Below are 18,290 nucleotides of genomic sequence, written 5' to 3' on the forward strand. Positions count from 1 at the left end.
CTTGGATCGCTTATTCGGCGGCGTGTTTGCGCGCGGCCTTTTTCTGGGCATGGGCCAGCAGACCGTCGCGGACCCAGGCACCATCGTCCCAGGCCTTGTTGCGCGCCGCCAGACGGTCCACGTTGCAGGGGCCGTTTCCTTTGATCACGTCGAAGAATTCCGACCAGTCGGGATCGGTGTAATCGTAGTGGCCGCGTTCCTCGTTCCACTTGATGCCCGGATCGGGCAGGTCTAGCCCTAAGAATTCGATCTGCGGCACGGTCTGATCGACAAACTTCTGACGTAGCTCGTCATTGGTGTTGATCTTGATCTTCCACTTCATCGACTGTTCCGAATGGGTGGAGTCCTTATCCGAGGGGCCGAACATCATCAGCGACGGGAACCAGAGACGGTTCACGGCATCCTGCGCCATCTTCTTCTGCTCGGGCGTGCCTTCGGCCATCTTGCGGATGGCGTCATAGCCCTGGCGCTGGTGGAAGCTCTCTTCCTTGCAGATGCGGATCATGGCGCGGCTGTAGGGGCCAAACGAGGTCCGCTGCAGCGGCACCTGGTTCATGATCGCAGCACCGTCAACCAGCCAGCCCACCGCGCCGATATCGGCCCAGTTCAGGGTCGGGTAGTTGAAGATCGAGGAATACTTCATGCGGCCATCCAGCAGCATTTCGGTCAGCTCGTCGCGGGACACGCCCATGGTTTCCGCCGCGCAGTAAAGGTACAGGCCATGGCCCGCCTCATCCTGCACCTTGGCCAGCAGGATCGCCTTGCGCTCCAGCGTCGGCGCGCGGGTGATCCAGTTGCCCTCGGGCAGCTGGCCGACGATTTCGGAATGCGCGTGCTGGCCGATCTGGCGGATCAGCGTCTTGCGGTAGCCCTCGGGCATCCAGTCCTTCGGCTCGATCTTCTCGCCGCGGTCGATGCGTTCCTGAAAGGCCGCGAGTTTCTCCGGGTCGTCATTCGTCGCCTCGGATTTCACCATCTGAGCATACATGGCGCGTCTCCTCCTTTACACACGTTCCAGGATCAGGGCGGCGCCCTGTCCGACACCAACGCACATGGTGCAGAGCGCGTAGCGCCCGCCGGTGCGTTGCAGTTGATAGGCGGCTGTCAGCACCAGGCGGGCGCCGGACATGCCAAGCGGGTGACCGATGGCGATGGCACCGCCATTGGGGTTCACATGGGGGGCATCATCCGCCACGCCAAGGGCGCGCAGGGTGGCAATCCCCTGCGAGGCAAAGGCCTCGTTCAACTCGATCACATCCATCTGGTCGATGGTGAGGCCGGTACGGGCCAGGACCTTTTGCGTCGCGGGCACCGGGCCGATGCCCATCACGCGGGGTTCGACCCCGGCGGCGGCCATGCCGACGATACGGGCCATGGGGGTCAAGCCGTTCTTGGCGGCGGCGGTCTCATTCGCCATCAGGATGGCGGCAGCACCATCGTTGACGCCCGAAGCGTTGCCCGCTGTCACCGTCTTGTCGGGGCCGTTGACGCCCTTCAGCTTGGCCAGCTTTGCGGCATCGGTGCCGGGGCGGGGGTGTTCGTCGGTGTCCACGACCAGCGGATCACCCTTGCGCTGGGGGATGGTGACGGGGGTTATTTCCTCGGCAAAGACACCTGCCGCATGGGCGGCGGCCCAGCGGGCCTGGCTGCGGGCCGCGAAGGCGTCCTGATCTTCGCGGGAGATATCATAGTCCTCGGCGACGTTGTCGGCGGTCTGCGGCATCGAATCCGTGCCGTACATCTCGTGCATCTTCTTGTTCACGAAGCGCCAGCCGATGGTGGTGTCATAGACCGCATTGGCGCGGGTGAAGGCGCTGGTTGCCTTCGGCATCACGAAGGGCGCGCGGCTCATGCTTTCGACGCCGCCTGCGATGGCCATGTCATAATCGCCCGACCGGATCCCGCGGCTGGCCATGCCCACCGCATCCATGCCGGATGCACACAGACGGTTGACGGTGGTGCCGGGCACATCCACCGGCAGACCTGCCAAGAGGGCCGCCATGCGGGCCACGTTGCGGTTGCTTTCGCCGGCCTGGTTGGCGTCGCCAAAGATCACATCGTCAATGCTGGCCCAGTCCACATCGGGATTGCGCGCGACCAGTGCGGCAATCGGCGCTGCCGCCAGATCGTCGGTGCGGACTTGGCTAAGGGCGCCGCCGTAGCGGCCAATCGGGGTCCGGGTGGCATCGCAGATGAATGCATCCATGGGGTTCGCGTCTCCTGTTTGGCTCAAAAATTAGCCGACCGTGTAGTCGGTGTACATTAAAGCAGCGATTCGCGGCAAGCAAAATGTAACGCGAAAAGTTATTAATGGAGAATCTTGTAACGCATTGCCTCTCGATCCCTATTGGCTCGCCGGAGAGTGACTTAACGTCCAGACGCGCTGGGCGCGAATTTCTGTTGCGGCGCGGGTGTGCTTTCAGGCAGGCTGAAACAGAACGATCGGTCTGTTGTGGGGCGGGGAGGCTCCGGCGATGGACATCGAGGCGAGGGAGGGGACATGGCGAAGGCCTTTCGTATTGGCGGTGCCAGTGGCTTTTGGGGGGATGCCGCCCTTGCAACGCCGCAGCTTTTGGCGGCGGGCGGGCTGGACTTTATCGTCTATGACTACCTGGCCGAGATCACCATGGCGATCCTGGCCCGCGCCCGCGCCAAGGACCCTGCCGCTGGCTATGCCAGTGACTTTGTCAGCGGCGCCATGGCGCCCAATCTGGCCGCGATCGCCGCGCAAGGCGTGCGCATCATCTCCAACGCGGGCGGGGTCAACCCCGGCGCTTGCGCCGAGGCGCTGCGGGCAGAGATCGCCCGGCAAGGCTTGTCGCTGAAGGTTGCGGTGATCGAAGGCGACGATCTGGCAGGGCAGGCGGATGAGATTGCCGCCAAGGCGCCGGTCGAGATGTTCTCGGGCGCGCCCTTTCCGCCCAAGGACAGGATCGCCAGCATCAACGCCTATCTGGGCGCTTTTCCCATCGCCGCCGCCCTGGACCGGGGCGCGGATATCGTCATCACCGGGCGCTGCGTCGACAGCGCCGTCACCCTTGGCGCCTGCATCCACCACTTCGGCTGGACGGCGCGGGATCTGGACCAGCTCGCGGGCGGATCGCTGGCGGGGCATATCCTCGAATGCGGACCGCAGGCGACGGGCGGAAACTATACCGACTGGCGCGACGTGGTGGAGGGGCTGGCGGAGATCGGCTACCCCATCGCCGAGGTCAACGCCGATGGCAGTTTCGATGTGGTGAAACCCGCAGGCACCGGCGGGCTGGTCTCGCGCGGGACCGTGGGCGAGCAGATGCTCTATGAGATCGGCGATCCGCAGGCCTATATCTTGCCCGATGTGATCTGCGACTTTTCCGGCGTGACGCTGGAGCAGAGTGGCCCTGACCGGGTGCACGTCGCAGGCGCCAAGGGGCTTGGCGTGCCGGGAGAATACAAGACCTGCCTCACCCATGGCGATGGCTACCGCGCCGGGCATATCTTCACCTTCTATGGCTTGGAGGCCGAGGAAAAGGCCCAGGCCTTTGCCGATGCGGCCCTGACACGGACCCGTGCGCAGCTGAAACGTATGAACGCGCCGGACTTTACGGACGTGAGCGTTGAGCTGATCGGCGCCGAAAGCCAGTTCGGCCAGATGCGCCAAAGCCCGCCCGCGCGCGAGGTCGCTGCCAAGATTGCCGTGCGCCACGTGGATGCCCGCGCCGTCGGCCTGTTCATGAAAGAGGCAACCGGATTGGGTCTCGCCACCCCGCCGGGCCTGTCGGGTTTTGCCGGGACACGGCCCCGGCCCAGCCCGGTGCTGGCGCTGTTTTCCTACCTGACACCCAAGGATCAGGTGAAGGTGACGCTGAAAGACGAGGCCGGAGTGGTTGATGTGCCGTCTGCTGGCGCGCAGGCACCAACCCCCGCGCCGCGCCCCGCTTTGCCCATCAAACCGACCGCGAATGCCGTGGTAGAGGTCCCGCTGCTACGCCTCGCCTATGGGCGTAGCGGTGACAAGGGCGACATTGCCAATATCGGCATCCTCGCGCGGCACCCCGACTTCATGCCCTGGATCTGGGCCGCGCTGGATGAAGATCACCTCGCCCGCGTCTTTGGTCATTTCACCAAAGGCCGGATCGAACGCTTCTACCTGCCGGGCAGTGCCTCGATGAACATCCTCTTGCACGGCGCCTTGGGCGGCGGCGGCACATCATCGTTGCGCAATGATCCGCAGGCCAAGGGATATGCCCAGCTGCTGCTGGCGGCCCCGGTGCCGGTGGATGCCGCACTACTGGAAGCCAGTGACGCCAATGAATAAGAGAGACGGAGCCGTGACATGACAGTCTTTCAAAGCCGGATCAGCCCGGCCAGCGATGCCTATCAACAGAACCGCGCCGATATGCTGGCGCTGGTCGAGCGCATGCGCGATCTTGAGGCCCGCGCGGCGGCAAAGTCCGATGAGCGGCGGCCTGTGTTCGACAAGCGCGGTCAGCTCTCCCCGCGGGAGCGGATCTCGGCGCTCTTGGATCCGGGCATGCCCTTTGTCGAACTCTACAACATGGCGTCCTATCTGGTGGATGACCCGGACCCGGAGACATCCATTCCCGGTGCGTCGATCATCACCGGGATTGGCTATGTCTCGGGCCTGCGCTGCATGGTCTTTGCCGATGATGCAGGCATCAATGCGGGAGCGATGACCGGTAAATCGGTGGACAAGGCGCTGGGGGCGCTTGAGATCGCGCACCGCCAGAAGCTGCCCTTTATCCATCTGGTGGAAAGTGCCGGCGCCGATCTGATGCGCTACACGGTGGAGCTCTGGGCCCATGGTGGCGGCATGTTCGCAGGGCTTGCAAGGCTCTCGGCGGCAGGGATCCCGGTGATCACGGTGCTGCACGGCGCCTCTACCGCCGGCGGCGCCTATCAACCCGGCCTGTCGGACTATGTGATCGGGGTCAAGGGCAACGGCATGGCGATGCTGGCGGGTGCGGCGCTGGTGCAGGCCGCCACCGGAGAGGTGGCGCGCGATGCCGACCTTGGCGGCGCCGAAATGCATGCCGAGGTGACCGGACTGGTGGAATACCTGGCCGAGGATGACGCCCACGGGATCGAGATCGCCCGCGAGGTGGTGGCGGGGCTCGGCTGGGCCTCTGGAGCCGTGGCGCGGCCGGACTATGCGCCACCTGCCTATGACCCCGATGAACTGGCCGGCGTGGTGCCGGTCGATTACCGCAAACCCTATGACATGCGCGAGGTCGCGGCGCGGATCGTCGATGGCTCGGATCTCTTGGACTTCAAACCGGGCTACGGGCCGGCGACGCTGTGTCTGCAGGCGCGGATCATGGGGCAGCCCGTGGGGATCCTCGCCAACAACGGACCCATCGACCCCGATGGCGCCACCAAGGCGACCCATTTCCTGCAGGCGATGGATCAGGCGGGCACGCCGGTCGTGTTCCTGAACAATACCACCGGCTATATGGTCGGAACCGAATACGAGCGCGGCGGCATGATCAAGCATGGATCGAAGATGATCCAGGCGGTGACCAACCTGCGGGTGCCGAAGATCTCGCTCTATGTGGGGGCTTCGTTTGGGGCCGGGAACTATGGCATGTGCGGTCATGCCTTTGGCGCCGATTTCCTGTTCACCTGGCCCAATGCGATGACCGGCGTGATGGGCGGGGAACAGGCCGCGCTGACCATGGAGCAGGTCGCCCGCCGCACCGCCGAGCGCAAGGGGTTCCCGGTGGATGAGGCGCGCCTTGCCGCCCAGCGGGCCAAGATCACCGCGCATTTCGACCGGCAGTCGGATGCCTTTTATACCTCGGGCCATATGCTCGACATGGGAATGATCGACCCGCGCGACACGCGCCGGGTGATCGGCTTCTGCCTTGCCACATGTACCGAAGGGCGGGGGCGCGAGTTGCGGCCCAACGCCTTTGGCGTGGCGCGGGCGTGAAGGGAGACGGGACATGACACAGATCACCTCCATTCTGGTTGCCAACCGGGGCGAGATCGCCCTGCGCATCATGAAAACTGCCCGCGCCATGGGCATCACCTGCATCGCGGTCCACACCGAGGCGGACGCGGGCAGCCCGCATGTGGCCTATGCCGACCGCAGCATTTGCATCGGCACGGGGCCGGTGGGCGACAGCTATCTTTCGGCGGAAAAGCTGATCGCGGCGGCGCGGGAGGCGGGCGCCGATGCGGTGCATCCGGGCTACGGCTTCCTGTCGGAAAGTGCCGATTTCGCCCGCGCCTGCACGGAGGCGGGCCTCATCTTCATCGGCCCCGGCGCCGAGGCGATCGCGCTGATGGGCAACAAGGCCGCCGCCAAGCGTCGCATGATCGTGGCGGGCGTGCCTTGCGTGCCGGGCTATGAGGGCGAAGACCAGTCGGCGGAAGTGCTGGCGGCAGAGGTTGCGCGCATCGGCTATCCGGTGATGATCAAGGCCGCTGCAGGCGGCGGCGGGCGCGGCATGCGTCTGGTGGAGGCGCCAGCGGACTTTGCGAGCGCATTGGGGTTGGCGCAAAGCGAGGCGCTATCGGCCTTCGGATCAGACGAGGTGATCCTCGAAAAGGCGGTGATCCGTCCTCGCCATGTGGAAATCCAGGTCTTCGCCGACAGGGACGGCCATACCATCCACCTGGGAGAGCGGGATTGCTCGGTGCAGCGCCGCCATCAGAAGGTGGTGGAGGAGGCCCCCAGTCCGGCGCTTGATGAAGATCTGCGCGCGCGCATGGGCGCCGCTGCGGTAGAGGCCGCCCGCGCCATTGGCTATGTCGGCGCTGGCACGGTGGAGTTCCTGCTGGATGACAGCGGTGCCTTCTATTTCCTGGAGATGAACACCCGCCTGCAGGTGGAACACCCGGTGACGGAACTGGTCACCGGTCTGGATCTGGTGGCGCTGCAGATCCGCGTGGCAGATGGTCAGCCCCTTGGCATTTCGCAACAGGACGTAGCCCTGACCGGCAACGCCATCGAGGTGCGTCTTTACGCCGAAGACCCCGCGCAGGATTTCCTGCCGCAGGCGGGGCGCATCGCCCTGTGGCAGGCGCCAAAGGGCGCGGGCATTCGCGTCGATGCCGGGATTACCAGCGGGCAGGAGGTCTCCCCCTATTATGACCCGATGCTGGCCAAACTGATCGCCCATGGTGCGACACGGGCCGAGGCGCTGGAACGGCTGATCGGCGCGCTTAAGGATCTGACCCTCTTCGGCCCGGCCAGCAATCGCGATTTCCTGTTGCAGGTGTTGAGCCATCCCGAGTTTGCCGCCGGGCAGGCCACCACCGGCTTCATTGCTGATCACTTATCGGAGGCGGTGGAACCGCTTGGCTCTGCGGAGATCGCCCTTGCGGCAGCGCTGATCTACCACGCCGATCAGGTTGCAGCGGCTGCGGCCAGTGGTGTTGCTCCGGAACTTATTGGATGGTCAGGGCAAGGGGCTCTGCAATCGCGGCTGAAGCTTGCTGCCGGAGAGGCAGCGCATGATCTGCGGCTGAGCGAGGCAGGGGGCACGCTGACCGTCACCTCTGGGGAGTGGTCACATCAGGTAACGGGGCAGGGCCGGGATCTGCGCATTGATGGCGCGCGCGCGGATTTGCGCCATTCGCTGATCGATGGCGACCGGTTTTTTGTCGCGACGGGGGCGCGTCTGTTCGAGGTCGCGCGCCTCCGCGCAGGCGCCGCTTCGGCAGCGGGGGAGGCCGATGGCCAGATCACCGCGCCCATGCATGGAGCACTTCTGGAGGTCTGCGTTGCCGTTGGCGATAGGGTCGAGGCAGGTGCCCGCCTTGCGGTGCTTGAGGCCATGAAGATGCAGCATGAAATCCTGGCCCCTGCTGCGGGTGTGGTGGCCGAGGTTCCGGTCATTGCAGGCGCTCAGGTCAAGGCGGGCGATCTTCTGGTGGCGATTGACGTGGAAGGAGCGGCGCAATGAACTCGGATCTGTGCAGACGGCTTGGCATCGAGTTCCCGCTTTTTGCCTTCTCCCACTGCCGCGATGTGGTGGCCGCGGTCACCAATGCGGGCGGCATGGGAGTCTTTGGCGCCGCGATGATGAGCCCCGAGCAGCTGGAAGAGGAACTGAGCTGGATCGACGATCACGTGGACGGGCGCCCCTATGGTGTGGACCTGATTGTCCCCAACACGTTCGAGGCCAAGGGGCAGGACATCCCGGACAAGCAGATCCTGGCCATGGTCCCCGAGGGGCACAAGGCGTTTGCCGCTTCCGTGCTGCGGGACAGGGGGCTGGATCCCGGCGATCTGGAGGCACGGCGGCAGGAGATGCTGGTCTTTCGCGACAATATCAGCGCGGACGGGGCGCGGCGCAGTCTGGAGGTGGCCTTTCGCCATCCCATCGCGCTGATTGCCAATGCGCTGGGCGTGCCGCCTGCCGACATGCTGGAGATGGGCAAGGCGCATGGGGTGGCCGTGGCAGCACTGGTCGGCACCGCAGAGCATGCGCGCGCGCAGGTCCAGGCGGGGGTCGATATCATCGTGGCCGCAGGCGGAGAGGCGGGCGGTCACACCGGTGATGTCGCAACCATGGTGCTGGTGCCAGAGGTGGTACAGGCGGTGGAGGCGATGGGGGCTGATGTGCCCGTGCTGGCGGCGGGCGGCATTGCCAGCGGCGCCCAGATGGCGGGTGCCATGGCCATGGGCGCGGCGGGGGCCTGGTGCGGTTCGGTCTGGCTGACCACGGCGGAAGCCGAGACCAATCCGGTGGTGAAGGAAAAAATGCTGGCGGCCAGCAGCGCCGATACGGTGCGGGCACGCTCGCGCACCGGCAAGCCCTCGCGCCAGTTGATCAGCGGCTGGACCGAAGCCTGGGAGGGGAAATCTGCGCCCAAACCGCTGCCGATGCCGCTGCAGACGCTGGTGTCGGAACCGGCGCTGGCGCGGATCGATCAGCTAAGCCAGGCGGGGGATGTGGGGGCACAGGAGCTGGCCACCTATTGGGTGGGGCAGGGCGTCGGCCTGATGACGCAGGCCATGTCGGCGGGCGCAGTGGTGCAGGCCTTCAAGGAGGATTTCCTGCGGGGCTATGAGCGGCTTCAATCTGCCTTGGAGGGATAATCGCCTTCGTAGTGCAGCACGGTGTTGGGATAGCCGACTCCGTCGATCTCGAACAGGGTCTCTCCCAGGCTTTCAAACCCCTGCCGGTGATAAAACCCGATGGCGGGGGTGTTTTCCGAATTGGTCGTGAGCCAGGGCGCGCCAAGGCCTTTGGTGTTGCAATGGTCCAGCCCGGCCCGCAGCAGGGCCTCCCCGATGCCGCGTCCATGATGGCGCGGCTTCACGTAGAGGGTGGAAATCTCGGTATGGCGCCCGCCGACGGGAGAGGGGCGACCTTCCGTGATGCGGATATAGCCATCGATCCCGACCCGGTTCTGCGAGACGATGAGGGTCTCTGCCGGATCCCGCAGCAGGGCGGCAAAGTGGCCGGGTGTGAAGGTCTCCAGGACGAAGGCGGCGAAGGCCTCGTTCACCCCGTCGCGCAGATAGGTGCCGGTCCAGACCTCGATCGACAGGGCTGCCAGTGCCGCGCAATCGCTTGGCTGCGCGGGACGCAGGGTGATCGCGGCTGCATCGGCGGCGGGCATGCTGTCTATCCTTTGGGGCAATTGTGCCGACGGGTAGAGCAGGAAATGGCCGGGCAGGAAACCGGACGGCGCGCAATGTGACGTCCTGTGTTCCACAGGCAACGTGGGGCTCCCGCCCGCCCTGGGCCCATTGGATAATGGACCCAAGGCCGTTGGGCCTGGCGCCGCGCATCCGCGCGGCGCTGCACCGTGCGCCGCACGGTGCCATGCCCAAGCCCGGCAAGGATCATCCGGCCTTAGCCGGTGGTCCTTGTGGGCGCGGGAGCTCCGCCGATTGGTCGCGCACGCCGTGCAACTGAATACTACCGACTTGCCCGCGCCGTTGCCTCTGGCCGGGTCGCGGCCTATCCTGGGAAAAAAGCCGATGTGGCAGGAGAGTGGAACGGGCATGGCCGGGCAGAGCGAGCAGCTACTCAACGCGATCCTCAGCGATATTGACGCCGGGCGGCTCAATCCCGGCGATGTGCTGGACGAGGCCGGGCTGGTCACCCGCCACCAGGTGTCGCGCACGCCGGTGCGGGAGGTACTGATCCAGCTGGAGACCGCCGGTCTGATCCGCCGCCTGCCGCGCAAGGGGGCAGTGCTGTTCAAGCCGACGCTGGAGGAATTCCTGGCGATCCTCGAAGTCCATGCCAAGCTGGAAGGGCAGGCGGCCGGCCTTGCCGCGCGCCGCATGACGAAGGCCCAAGGTGAGGAGCTGGAGCGCATCGTCTCTGCCTGCGAGGCCCATGCCGCGACAAAGGGCGACGGAGATCCCGATGGCTATTACCAGCTGAACCTGCGGTTTCACGAGGTGATCGCGCTGGGATCGGGCAACCCCTTCCTGCTGGAGATGATCAAGACCAACGCACGCAAGCTGATGGCCTATTACCGGGCGCGCTATCGATACCCTGGCTCCATCGCGCAATCGGCCAGGGATCACCGCAGGCTGGCCGGGCTGATCCTGTCCCATGACAGCGCGGCGGCCGAGGCCGAAATGGCCGCCCATGTGCAGTTCGACCAGGTGACGGTGATGGACCTTCTGGCGGCGCTGGGCTGACCCGAGGATTTATCTTTGTGGGGGGCGGGTTTTCCCATAGGCTGCCCGCATAGAGCCCTTCATTTATTTATTTTTAGCATTCACAGGAACGACCATGACTTTTGTTGCAGAATTCGAGGAACACACGCGGCTTTCCTATCACGACATGATCGAGATTCTGGCGCAGACCCTTGCCGGTTTCGATCCGCGCTCATCGGGGGCGGACGAACTGCGCTTTCGGGTGGAATACACCCGCAGCTTTGGTCGCAATCACGAGGAGACCTATCGCGGTTATCTGGCGATCGATGGCAGCGGGCTTTCGCCGGATGCGGATGATCCGGAGCTGTCAGACGGTCTGGTCTCCGGCATCCGCATTCGGATCGGCGGAGAACGCATCCGTATCGAAACACCGGAGCTGACGCTTGCGGAGCTTGCCACAGCCAGCCAGTCGGACGCGGCGGTGACGCGGTTCTTCACGGACCAGAACTGGTCAGTGGAGGTCAATCTGGGCGGTAGCCTTCAGGGCGGAGGCGGGCTGTTGCCGCTGTATCACCAGAACGTTCCGCGCCTGGACAGCGAATTCTTCGGCGGCCCCGAAGACGACATCTTCGTGTCGGGGCGCGGTGACGATGTTATGCGCGGGCGGGCTGGCGATGACACCCTTTGGGGTGGCAGCGGAAATGACAGCCTGTCAGGAGGATCCGGGGACGATGTCCTGAGCGGCAGTGGGGGGCATGACCGCTTGCGCGGCGGCGACGGCGCAGATCGCCTTTTTGGGGGCGCCGGGCGCGACCGGTTGCATGGCGGGGACGGCAACGACCGGCTTGATGGCGGCGGCGGCGACGATACCATCGTTGCAGGTGCCGGATATGATCATATCTACACCTCCTTTCATCATACGCACGGGGGAGATGTGTTCGTCTTCTCCGACAATGACGACCTGAATCTCGTCCGGTCCACCCGTGACCGGTACAACCGGGTCGATCTGTCCCGAGTCAGCGAAATCGTGGATTTTCAGGACTTGGTGGACAATCACGTGACCTTTTACGAGGCGGGCGAATATATCCCCCCGTCAGAGCATGAGCAGGGTTACCAGGATCTGATGGGCGGGCTGAGTTTTGCAGGAGCGGTGATCGACGATGGTGCCGGGACGATCATCCTTCTGTCCGGCTATCACCGTCTAGCGCATTTCTACGACAGTAGCCCTGATTCGACGATCTTCATCTTCTGAGCCTAAGCCCCGGCCTGTTCGAAGAACCTTGCCAGGGCCTCGGCAAAGCGCGCCTGATCGGAGGTCTGCGTCAGGCTATTCACTGCCTGCGCATGGACCTTGTCCGGCAGCATGCCCTTCATTTCCTCGGTCAGGGCAGTGATGAAACCGTGGGTCATCTCTGGGTGATGCTGGGTGGTCCAGATGTGGCGCCCGATTATGAAACCCGCGATGATGCCGTTGCTGGTTGCGTTCTGCACGGCGCCCTTCGGCAAGGCGGTCACGCATTCCTTGTGAGAGCCATAAAGGCGCAAGGGGCTGGGCAGCTCCCGCGCCCAGGGCGGTGTGTTCTGCAAGGTATTGAGCGTCAGCCCCTGCACCCAACCGCAGGGGTTGTCGCCAAGGCTGCCGCCAAGCGCAAGTGCGATGGCCTGATGGCCAAAACAGGCGCCGAACAGGGGCTGCTTGCGGGCGTGCATGTCGCGGATCAGATCCATCAGCGGTAGGATCCAGGGCAGATCATCGCGGACCGAGGCCGGGCTGCCGGTGATCATCGCGCCGTCAAAGGCTGCGATGTCCGCAGGGAACTCCCCATCCTTCACCGAAAACACCGAGACCTGCCAGCCGGGGCGGGCCATGTGGATGAGTTCGGCGAATTTCACCCCGTCCTTTGGGTGGCGCACGGCAAAGTCGCTCTCGTCCGTGTTGGTCATCAGAATGGCCAAGTGCATGATTTGCCTCGCAAGATTTTCATTTACATATTTATGAGCTCCAATAATATACACAAAGCAACCATTCGGGAAGCCCCTCATGACGATCTGGACACCGCAGGACGACGGCTTTGCCGATCTCAGCAGCCACGACACATTCGCAACCGGCGCGCCGCATAACACCTTTGCCCGGCTGCGCCGCGACGACCCTTTGCACTGGACGGACTACGCGGGCGGCGAAAACTTCTGGTCGGTGACCCGCTACGAGGACATCACCGCGATGAACAAGAACACCGAGGTGTTTTCCTCGGCGCGCGGGATCCGGATGGAAGATCAGTCCTACGAGGAATATCTGGCCCGCCGCACTTTTCAGGAGACCGACCCGCCGGAGCACTCCAAGGTGCGCATGAAGCTGCTCAAGGCGTTTTCCAAGACCACCATGGCGCAATATGAGGAAGACATCCGCTCCCTGTGCGCCGAGATCCTGGATCAGGCGCTTGCGAAAGGCACGTTTGACGCCACCAAGGAAATCGCCCGGCAATTGCCGATGCGGATGCTCGGGCGCGTGGTGGGCCTGCCGGAGGAGGATCTGCCCTGGCTGGTGGAAAAGGGCGATGCGTTGATTGCCAATACCGACCCGGATTTCACCACGCATGTCCTTGACAAGATGGACACGGATGAATTCCGCATGATGCCCTTCAACTCACCCGCCGGGGCCGAGCTGTACGTCTATGCCAAGGAGCTGATGGAGGAGAAGGCGAAGAAGGGCGACACCTCGGGGGTGCTGAACCTGATCCTGGAACCGGCCAAGGATGGCTCGACCATCACCGAGACCGAGTTTCGCAATTTCTTCTGCCTCTTGGTGGCGGCGGGCAATGACACCACGCGCTATTCCATCGCGGCCGGCATTCAGGCCCTGTGCCATCAGCCCGAGCTGCTGGCGCAGATGCAGGCGGGTGGCGATGTGTGGGACACGGCAGCGGATGAGATCATCCGCTGGGCCACGCCCGCGCTCTACTTCCGTCGCACCGCAACGCGGGATGTGGAGATGCACGGCAAGACGATCCGCGAAGGCGACAAGGTGCTCTACTGGTTCATCTCGGCCAACCGCGACGAGAGCCATTTCGACGATCCCTTCCGCGTCAACCTGATGCGCAGCCCCAACCGGCATGTGTCCTTCGGGCAGTTCGGCCCGCATGTCTGCCTGGGCATGTGGCTGGCCCGGCTGGAGGTCACCGTGCTGTTTCAGGAGCTGGCCAAGCGGATCAGCCATATCGAGGCGGCCGGACCGCATAAATTCCTGCGTTCGAACTTTGTCGGTGGCATCAAGGAATTGCCGGTGCGGGTCGAGGCGGCATAGGCTGAAAACATCCGGGACACCCGGGCGCAAGCCCGGGCAGCGCCCGACCCTCTCCCCGGGAGGGCGCTACCGCGCCCACCCAGGATCGGGCGCCGCCCTCTCGATGGTGCTGCGCCACCGAATGCAGGGCCAAGCGGTGCAATAAGACTCCGCAGCCCGTCCAACTGGAAGGACCTTAAGCTATGAAGACCCGCCTGCGCGCGATGTTCTGCGATCACCTCAGCATCATGCGGGGGAAATACCTCCCCAACTCCAAGATCGGAGACGATGCCACGCGGTTCTGCCGCTCGGTCTTTGGCACCCATTACGACAAGGATCTGCTAGATGCGCCGGGGTCCATGGTCAAACAGGGCTTGCCGGATATGGAGCTGAAATGGCTCCATGATGATATCCGCGACAGCTGGCATGCCTCCACCAAGGTGGTGCTGGGCGATCTCTATGACGATGAGGGGCAGCCGCTTTCCCTGTGCCCGCGCGGGGCGCTGAAACGGGCGGTGGCGGCCTGGGCCGCGAAGGGCCTGCAGCCGAAAGTGGGGATCGAGCTGGAAGCCTTTGCCCTGCAAGCGGACGAGAACGGGCGCCTTGTGCCTTATGATGCACCGGGCGGCGTGGTCTATGGCACCGGTCCCTTTGCCGATCCTCTGCGGTTCAACGACCGGATCTGGGCGATGGCGGATGAGATGGGCTTTAGCCTCGATATGATCACCGCCGAATTCGACAGCCCGCAGTTCGAATATACGCTGACCTTCGACGATGCGGTAAAGGCGGTGGACGATATCGTGCTCTTCCGCCTGATGGCGCGGGAGATCGCGCTGGAATACGGCATTGTCCTGACCTTCATGCCCAAACCCATTGCAGAGGCGGGCGGATCGGGCATGCATATCAACTATTCCTTCGTGGATGAGGCGGGCGGCAACGCGCTGTCCTCTGGCCCGCGTGGCGGGCCTGAACACATGAATGACCTGGCGCGTGGCTGCCTGGCGGGCGTGCTGCATCACCACAAGGGGCTGGCGGGTCTGATCGCGCCCACCGCCAACAGCTATATGCGCCTGCAGCCGGGGAGCCTGTCGGGCTACTGGCAGAACTGGGGCGGCGACCATCGCAACGTCACCACAAGGATCAGTTCCGAAGGCGGCGCCAAGGCGCGGCTGGAACACCGGATGGCGGACGCCTCGGCCAACCCCTACACCGCAGTGGCCGCGGTCCTGCAGGCGTCTCTTCTCGGGGTGGACAAGGGCTACAGCCTGCCGCCGATGGAGACCGGCGACGGGTTCGACAAGACCGATGCGCGTGAGGGCACTGCCATCGACCTGAAAGGCGCCGTGGCGGATCTGGAGCGTGACACCGTACTGGCCGAGGCGGTCGGGGCCGAGCTGGTGGCCAACCACGTCTTCATGAAACGCAAGGAAGTCCGCAAGACCCGCGATCTGGAAGGTGACGGGATGCGCGATTTCTACGTGCATTTTGTTTGACGGCCCCTCGGCGAATGACCTCAGGAGAGACGACAGTGAGAGTAACGTGGAAACTCCCCGACGGGCGTGAGATCACCGGCGCGGCGGAAAGCGGCCAGAACCTGATGCAGGCGGCCCTGGCCCATGATGTGCCGGGGGTCATCGGCGAATGCGGCGGTACGCTCAGCTGTGCCACCTGCCACGTCTATGTGGCGCCAGAATGGGCAGAGGCCTGCGGCGCGCCCGAGGATTTCGAGGATGCGATGCTGGACATGGCGGATGCCCGCGATGAGACCTCGCGGCTCAGTTGTCAGATCGAGGCCTCCGATGCGCTGGATGGTCTGGTGCTGATCGTTCCTGATGCCTGACGCGGGTATCACAATGTCCGAGGTCGGGCTTTGATCCGGTCCCACGCCGCGCAGGTGAGGGGGGGCGGGGGTATCAGAGATTCCGATCACGCTCTTGCTGTCGGCCTGGATGCCGGGGCAGATCTTGTTTCTGCGATAGCCGCTTTACTTGCCATATCCCGATGCCGCGCCGCGCCAGCGGCGCCGCCGAAAGGCGCGGGCCCGAAGCGCATGCGCTTCGGGCCCGCCATGGTATCTGGTGGCCTCTGCAGGGCCAAGGGCCCTGCAGAGGCGCCCGCGCATTATCGAGGACTTAGCTGACCGCCGCAAATCCTGCATCAAGTGCGGAGAGGATCGCCTGCACATCCGCAGTCTCCAGCACCAGCGGCGGGGACAGGATGATATTGGGGCCGGACACCCGCACCATGGCGCCCTCGCGGTAGGCGATCTCCTGGAGCGTGCCGATGGTCTTCTTGTCGATCGGGGTCTTGCTGACGTGATCCCCGACCAGTTCCAGGGCGCACATCAGCCCGTGGCCGCCGCGCACATCGCCGATCAACCCGTGTTTGTCCTTCAGCGCCAGCAGGCCCTGGTGGAGCTCGGTGCCGCGCGCTGCCGCGTTTTCCGGCACGTTCAGGCGTTTGGTCTCTGCAAGGCAGGCGAGCGCCGCCGCCGCGCCCACCGGGTGGCCGGAGTAGGTATAGCCATGGCCGATGGCGGCCTTGCCCGTTTCGTCGCCTTCGAACACCTCGGCCACCGCATCCGAGATCATCACCGCGCCAAAGGGGAAATAGCCGTTGGTGATCGCCTTGGCGGTGCACATCAGGTCGGGCTGCACCCCCCAGTGACGCGAGCCGGTCCAGGATCCGGTGCGTCCGAAGGCGGTGATCACCTCATCCGCGATCAAGAGGATCCCGTGTTTCGAGCAGATCCTGCGTACGCCCGGCATGAAGCTTTCATGTGGCGGGATCACACCGCCGGCGCCCAGGATCGGCTCCATGATGAAGGCCGCGATTGTGCCTGCGCCCTGGAAGGCGATCTCATCCTCCAGCGCCTGCAGGCACAGCTGCGCCAGGCGTTCGGGGTTGGTTTCATTGAAGGGGTTGCGATAGGTATAGGGCGCCGGGATGTGGTGGCAGCCGGGCAGGAGCGGCTCGTACTGGGTGCGGAAATTGGCGTTCCCGTTGACCGAGGCGCCGCCCATATGGGTGCCGTGATAGCCTTTCTTGAGGCTGAGGAACTTGGTGCGCCCCTCCTGACCGCGGATCTTGTGATACTGGCGCGCCAGCCGCAGGGCGGTTTCCACCGAGTCCGATCCGCCAGAGGTGAAGAAGGCGCGGCTGAGGCCATCGGGGGCGAAGAACGCCTTCAGTTCTTCGGCCAGCTGGATCACCTGATCGTTGGTGGTGCCGCGGAAGGTCGAGTAATAGGGCAGAACATCCAGCTGCGCCGCGATGGCGTCCTTCACCGGCTGACAGGAAAAGCCGAGGTTCACGTTCCACAATCCCCCGACCGCATCGACGACCTCATGCCCGTCCACGTCCCGAATGCGCACGCCCGAGGCGCCGGTCACGATGGTGGGCGGGTTGGCGAGGCTGTCGGCGGGATGCGCCATCGGATGCCATAGGGATTTGGCGTTGTGTTCCTTGAGGTAGTTGGAATCTTTCATGAAATCAGCTCCTGACTGCGGCGCCATGAACGGCGGGCAAGGGGGGAAGGGCGAAAAACGGGTGTCGGCTTTGGCAGGTCATGCGGCGGCCTCATTCGGGTAATCGGCAGGGGCTGCGCCACCGATGCGGTGGGTCAGGGTGCGGCCCGCGCCGCGCAGGGCCTCGGGGATCAGGGCGGCCTGGTCCGCCGTCATGCGCGACACCGGCGCGGCCACGGCCAGCGCGCCGATGACCTTGGCATCGGGGCCAAAGACCGGCACCGCATGGGAATGGACCTCGGCCTCGAAGCCGCCGACCGACTGCGCCATGCCGACTTTTCGCACCTCGCGCAGATGGGCGCGGATCGCCTCCGGATCGGTGACCGTGGCGGCGGTGTGGCTGTGCAGCGGACCGGACAGGATGGCGTCGACAAAATCGGGTTCCGCAAAGGCCAGCACCGCAAGGCCCGAGGCGGTGCCGTGATAGGTCAGCACCTCGGCGTCCTCCATCATCACGCGGGTGGCGTGGCGCGGTGAATAAGCATGGCTGAGGGAGTTCAGCTGGCTGCCCTGCACCAGCGACAGGTGGGTGGTCTCGCCGGTCTGTGTGCTCAGATCCTTCAGCACCCGGCGCGACACCGACAGGATCGGAACGGCAGCCTCGCGCAGGGCGGCAAGGCGCAGAACCTGCGGTCCCAGCCGGTAGGAGCGGTCACCATCGGCCTGTTCGACAAATCCTGATTCCTGCAATTCGCTCATCAGCCGATAGACGGTCGCCTTGTTCATCCCCGACAGGCGCGTGAGGTCGCTGAGCCCGATCTCGGGGCGGCCATGAGAGAAATATCCCAATAAGGACAGGGCTTTGGTGACTGTTCCCATGTGGTGCGGCGATCCCGTGACTGCTGTGTGATGAGGCGAATGCAAAGAAAATCCGCCCCCGTCTTTCAATTTTGTTGACAGATAACCG

At 64.5% G+C, this 18,290-nt stretch carries 15 protein-coding genes; 9 read left to right on the forward strand and 6 right to left on the reverse strand.

Features of this window, described 5'->3' with window-relative positions; translation table 11 throughout:
• Positions 1-10: 10 nt before the first annotated feature.
• Positions 11-988 (reverse strand): 1,2-phenylacetyl-CoA epoxidase subunit PaaA, encoded by a 978-nt coding sequence (gene paaA / locus PXK07_RS06355; RefSeq protein WP_274847364.1) that lies wholly within the window; start codon positions 986-988, stop codon positions 11-13.
• Between the two features lie 15 nt (positions 989-1,003).
• Positions 1,004-2,206, reverse strand: a complete 1,203-nt coding sequence (pcaF, locus tag PXK07_RS06360) for a 3-oxoadipyl-CoA thiolase (RefSeq protein ID WP_274847365.1) — start codon at positions 2,204-2,206, stop codon at positions 1,004-1,006.
• Between the two features lie 294 nt (positions 2,207-2,500).
• Here pcaF and PXK07_RS06365 point away from each other — a divergent pair, with 294 nt between their 5' ends.
• Genes PXK07_RS06365 through PXK07_RS06380 form a run of 4 tightly spaced genes read left to right on the forward strand, consistent with a single transcriptional unit; the run spans position 2,501 to position 9,052 of the window.
• On the forward strand, positions 2,501-4,297 hold the full coding sequence (locus PXK07_RS06365; protein WP_274847366.1) for an acyclic terpene utilization AtuA family protein: 1,797 nt from the start codon (positions 2,501-2,503) through the stop codon (positions 4,295-4,297).
• Positions 4,298-4,315: 18 nt separating this feature from the next.
• On the forward strand, positions 4,316-5,932 hold the full coding sequence (locus tag PXK07_RS06370) for an acyl-CoA carboxylase subunit beta (RefSeq protein WP_274847367.1): 1,617 nt from the start codon (positions 4,316-4,318) through the stop codon (positions 5,930-5,932).
• Positions 5,933-5,945: 13 nt separating this feature from the next.
• Complete coding sequence (locus tag PXK07_RS06375; RefSeq protein ID WP_274847368.1) at positions 5,946-7,913, forward strand: acetyl/propionyl/methylcrotonyl-CoA carboxylase subunit alpha; 1,968 nt, start codon at positions 5,946-5,948, stop codon at positions 7,911-7,913.
• The gene (locus PXK07_RS06380) at positions 7,910-9,052 is read left to right on the forward strand and encodes a nitronate monooxygenase (protein ID WP_274847369.1); all 1,143 of its coding nucleotides are present in this window, start codon (positions 7,910-7,912) and stop codon (positions 9,050-9,052) included. Before PXK07_RS06375 ends, PXK07_RS06380 begins: the two co-directional genes overlap by 4 nt.
• On the opposite strand, the gene PXK07_RS06385 is transcribed toward PXK07_RS06380, so the two are convergent.
• Positions 9,031-9,579 carry a GNAT family N-acetyltransferase gene (locus PXK07_RS06385; RefSeq protein WP_274847370.1) on the reverse strand — a complete coding sequence of 183 codons (549 nt, stop codon included), beginning with the start codon at positions 9,577-9,579 and terminating at the stop codon, positions 9,031-9,033. The genes PXK07_RS06380 and PXK07_RS06385 overlap by 22 nt on opposite strands.
• 388 nt (positions 9,580-9,967) lie before the next feature.
• Here PXK07_RS06385 and PXK07_RS06390 point away from each other — a divergent pair, with 388 nt between their 5' ends.
• Together PXK07_RS06390 and PXK07_RS06395 are read left to right on the forward strand one after the other, a co-directional pair.
• Positions 9,968-10,618, forward strand: a complete 651-nt coding sequence (locus tag PXK07_RS06390; protein ID WP_274847371.1) for a GntR family transcriptional regulator — start codon at positions 9,968-9,970, stop codon at positions 10,616-10,618.
• A gap of 94 nt (positions 10,619-10,712) precedes the next feature.
• Entirely contained in the window at positions 10,713-11,828 is a 1,116-nt protein-coding gene (locus PXK07_RS06395; RefSeq protein ID WP_274847372.1) for a calcium-binding protein, read from the forward strand.
• A 2-nt stretch (positions 11,829-11,830) separates the two neighbouring features.
• Here the strand turns inward: PXK07_RS06395 and PXK07_RS06400 are convergent, their stop codons facing one another.
• Positions 11,831-12,538, reverse strand: coding sequence for a type 1 glutamine amidotransferase (locus PXK07_RS06400; RefSeq protein ID WP_274847373.1), 708 nt, complete (start codon positions 12,536-12,538; stop codon positions 11,831-11,833).
• 79 nt (positions 12,539-12,617) lie between these two features.
• Between PXK07_RS06400 and PXK07_RS06405 the strand changes: the two genes are divergently transcribed.
• From PXK07_RS06405 to PXK07_RS06415, 3 genes are all read left to right on the forward strand, one after another.
• Positions 12,618-13,877, forward strand: coding sequence for a cytochrome P450 (locus PXK07_RS06405; protein WP_274847374.1), 1,260 nt, complete (start codon positions 12,618-12,620; stop codon positions 13,875-13,877).
• 182 nt (positions 13,878-14,059) lie between these two features.
• Positions 14,060-15,349, forward strand: coding sequence for a glutamine synthetase family protein (locus PXK07_RS06410; RefSeq protein ID WP_274847375.1), 1,290 nt, complete (start codon positions 14,060-14,062; stop codon positions 15,347-15,349).
• 35 nt (positions 15,350-15,384) lie between these two features.
• The gene (locus PXK07_RS06415) at positions 15,385-15,696 is read left to right on the forward strand and encodes a 2Fe-2S iron-sulfur cluster-binding protein (protein WP_274847376.1); all 312 of its coding nucleotides are present in this window, start codon (positions 15,385-15,387) and stop codon (positions 15,694-15,696) included.
• Between the two features lie 292 nt (positions 15,697-15,988).
• On the opposite strand, the gene PXK07_RS06420 is transcribed toward PXK07_RS06415, so the two are convergent.
• A complete protein-coding gene (locus PXK07_RS06420; protein WP_274847377.1) occupies positions 15,989-17,344 on the reverse strand; it encodes an aspartate aminotransferase family protein in 1,356 nt (451 codons plus the stop codon).
• Positions 17,345-17,422: 78 nt separating this feature from the next.
• Positions 17,423-18,202: an IclR family transcriptional regulator gene (locus PXK07_RS06425; protein ID WP_274847378.1), complete on the reverse strand. Its 780-nt coding sequence runs from the start codon at positions 18,200-18,202 to the stop codon at positions 17,423-17,425.
• Positions 18,203-18,290 lie beyond the last annotated feature (88 nt).

Source organism: Phaeobacter sp. QD34_24, from assembly GCF_028890115.1.
In the GTDB taxonomy this organism is placed as follows: Bacteria; Pseudomonadota; Alphaproteobacteria; order Rhodobacterales; family Rhodobacteraceae; genus Phycobacter.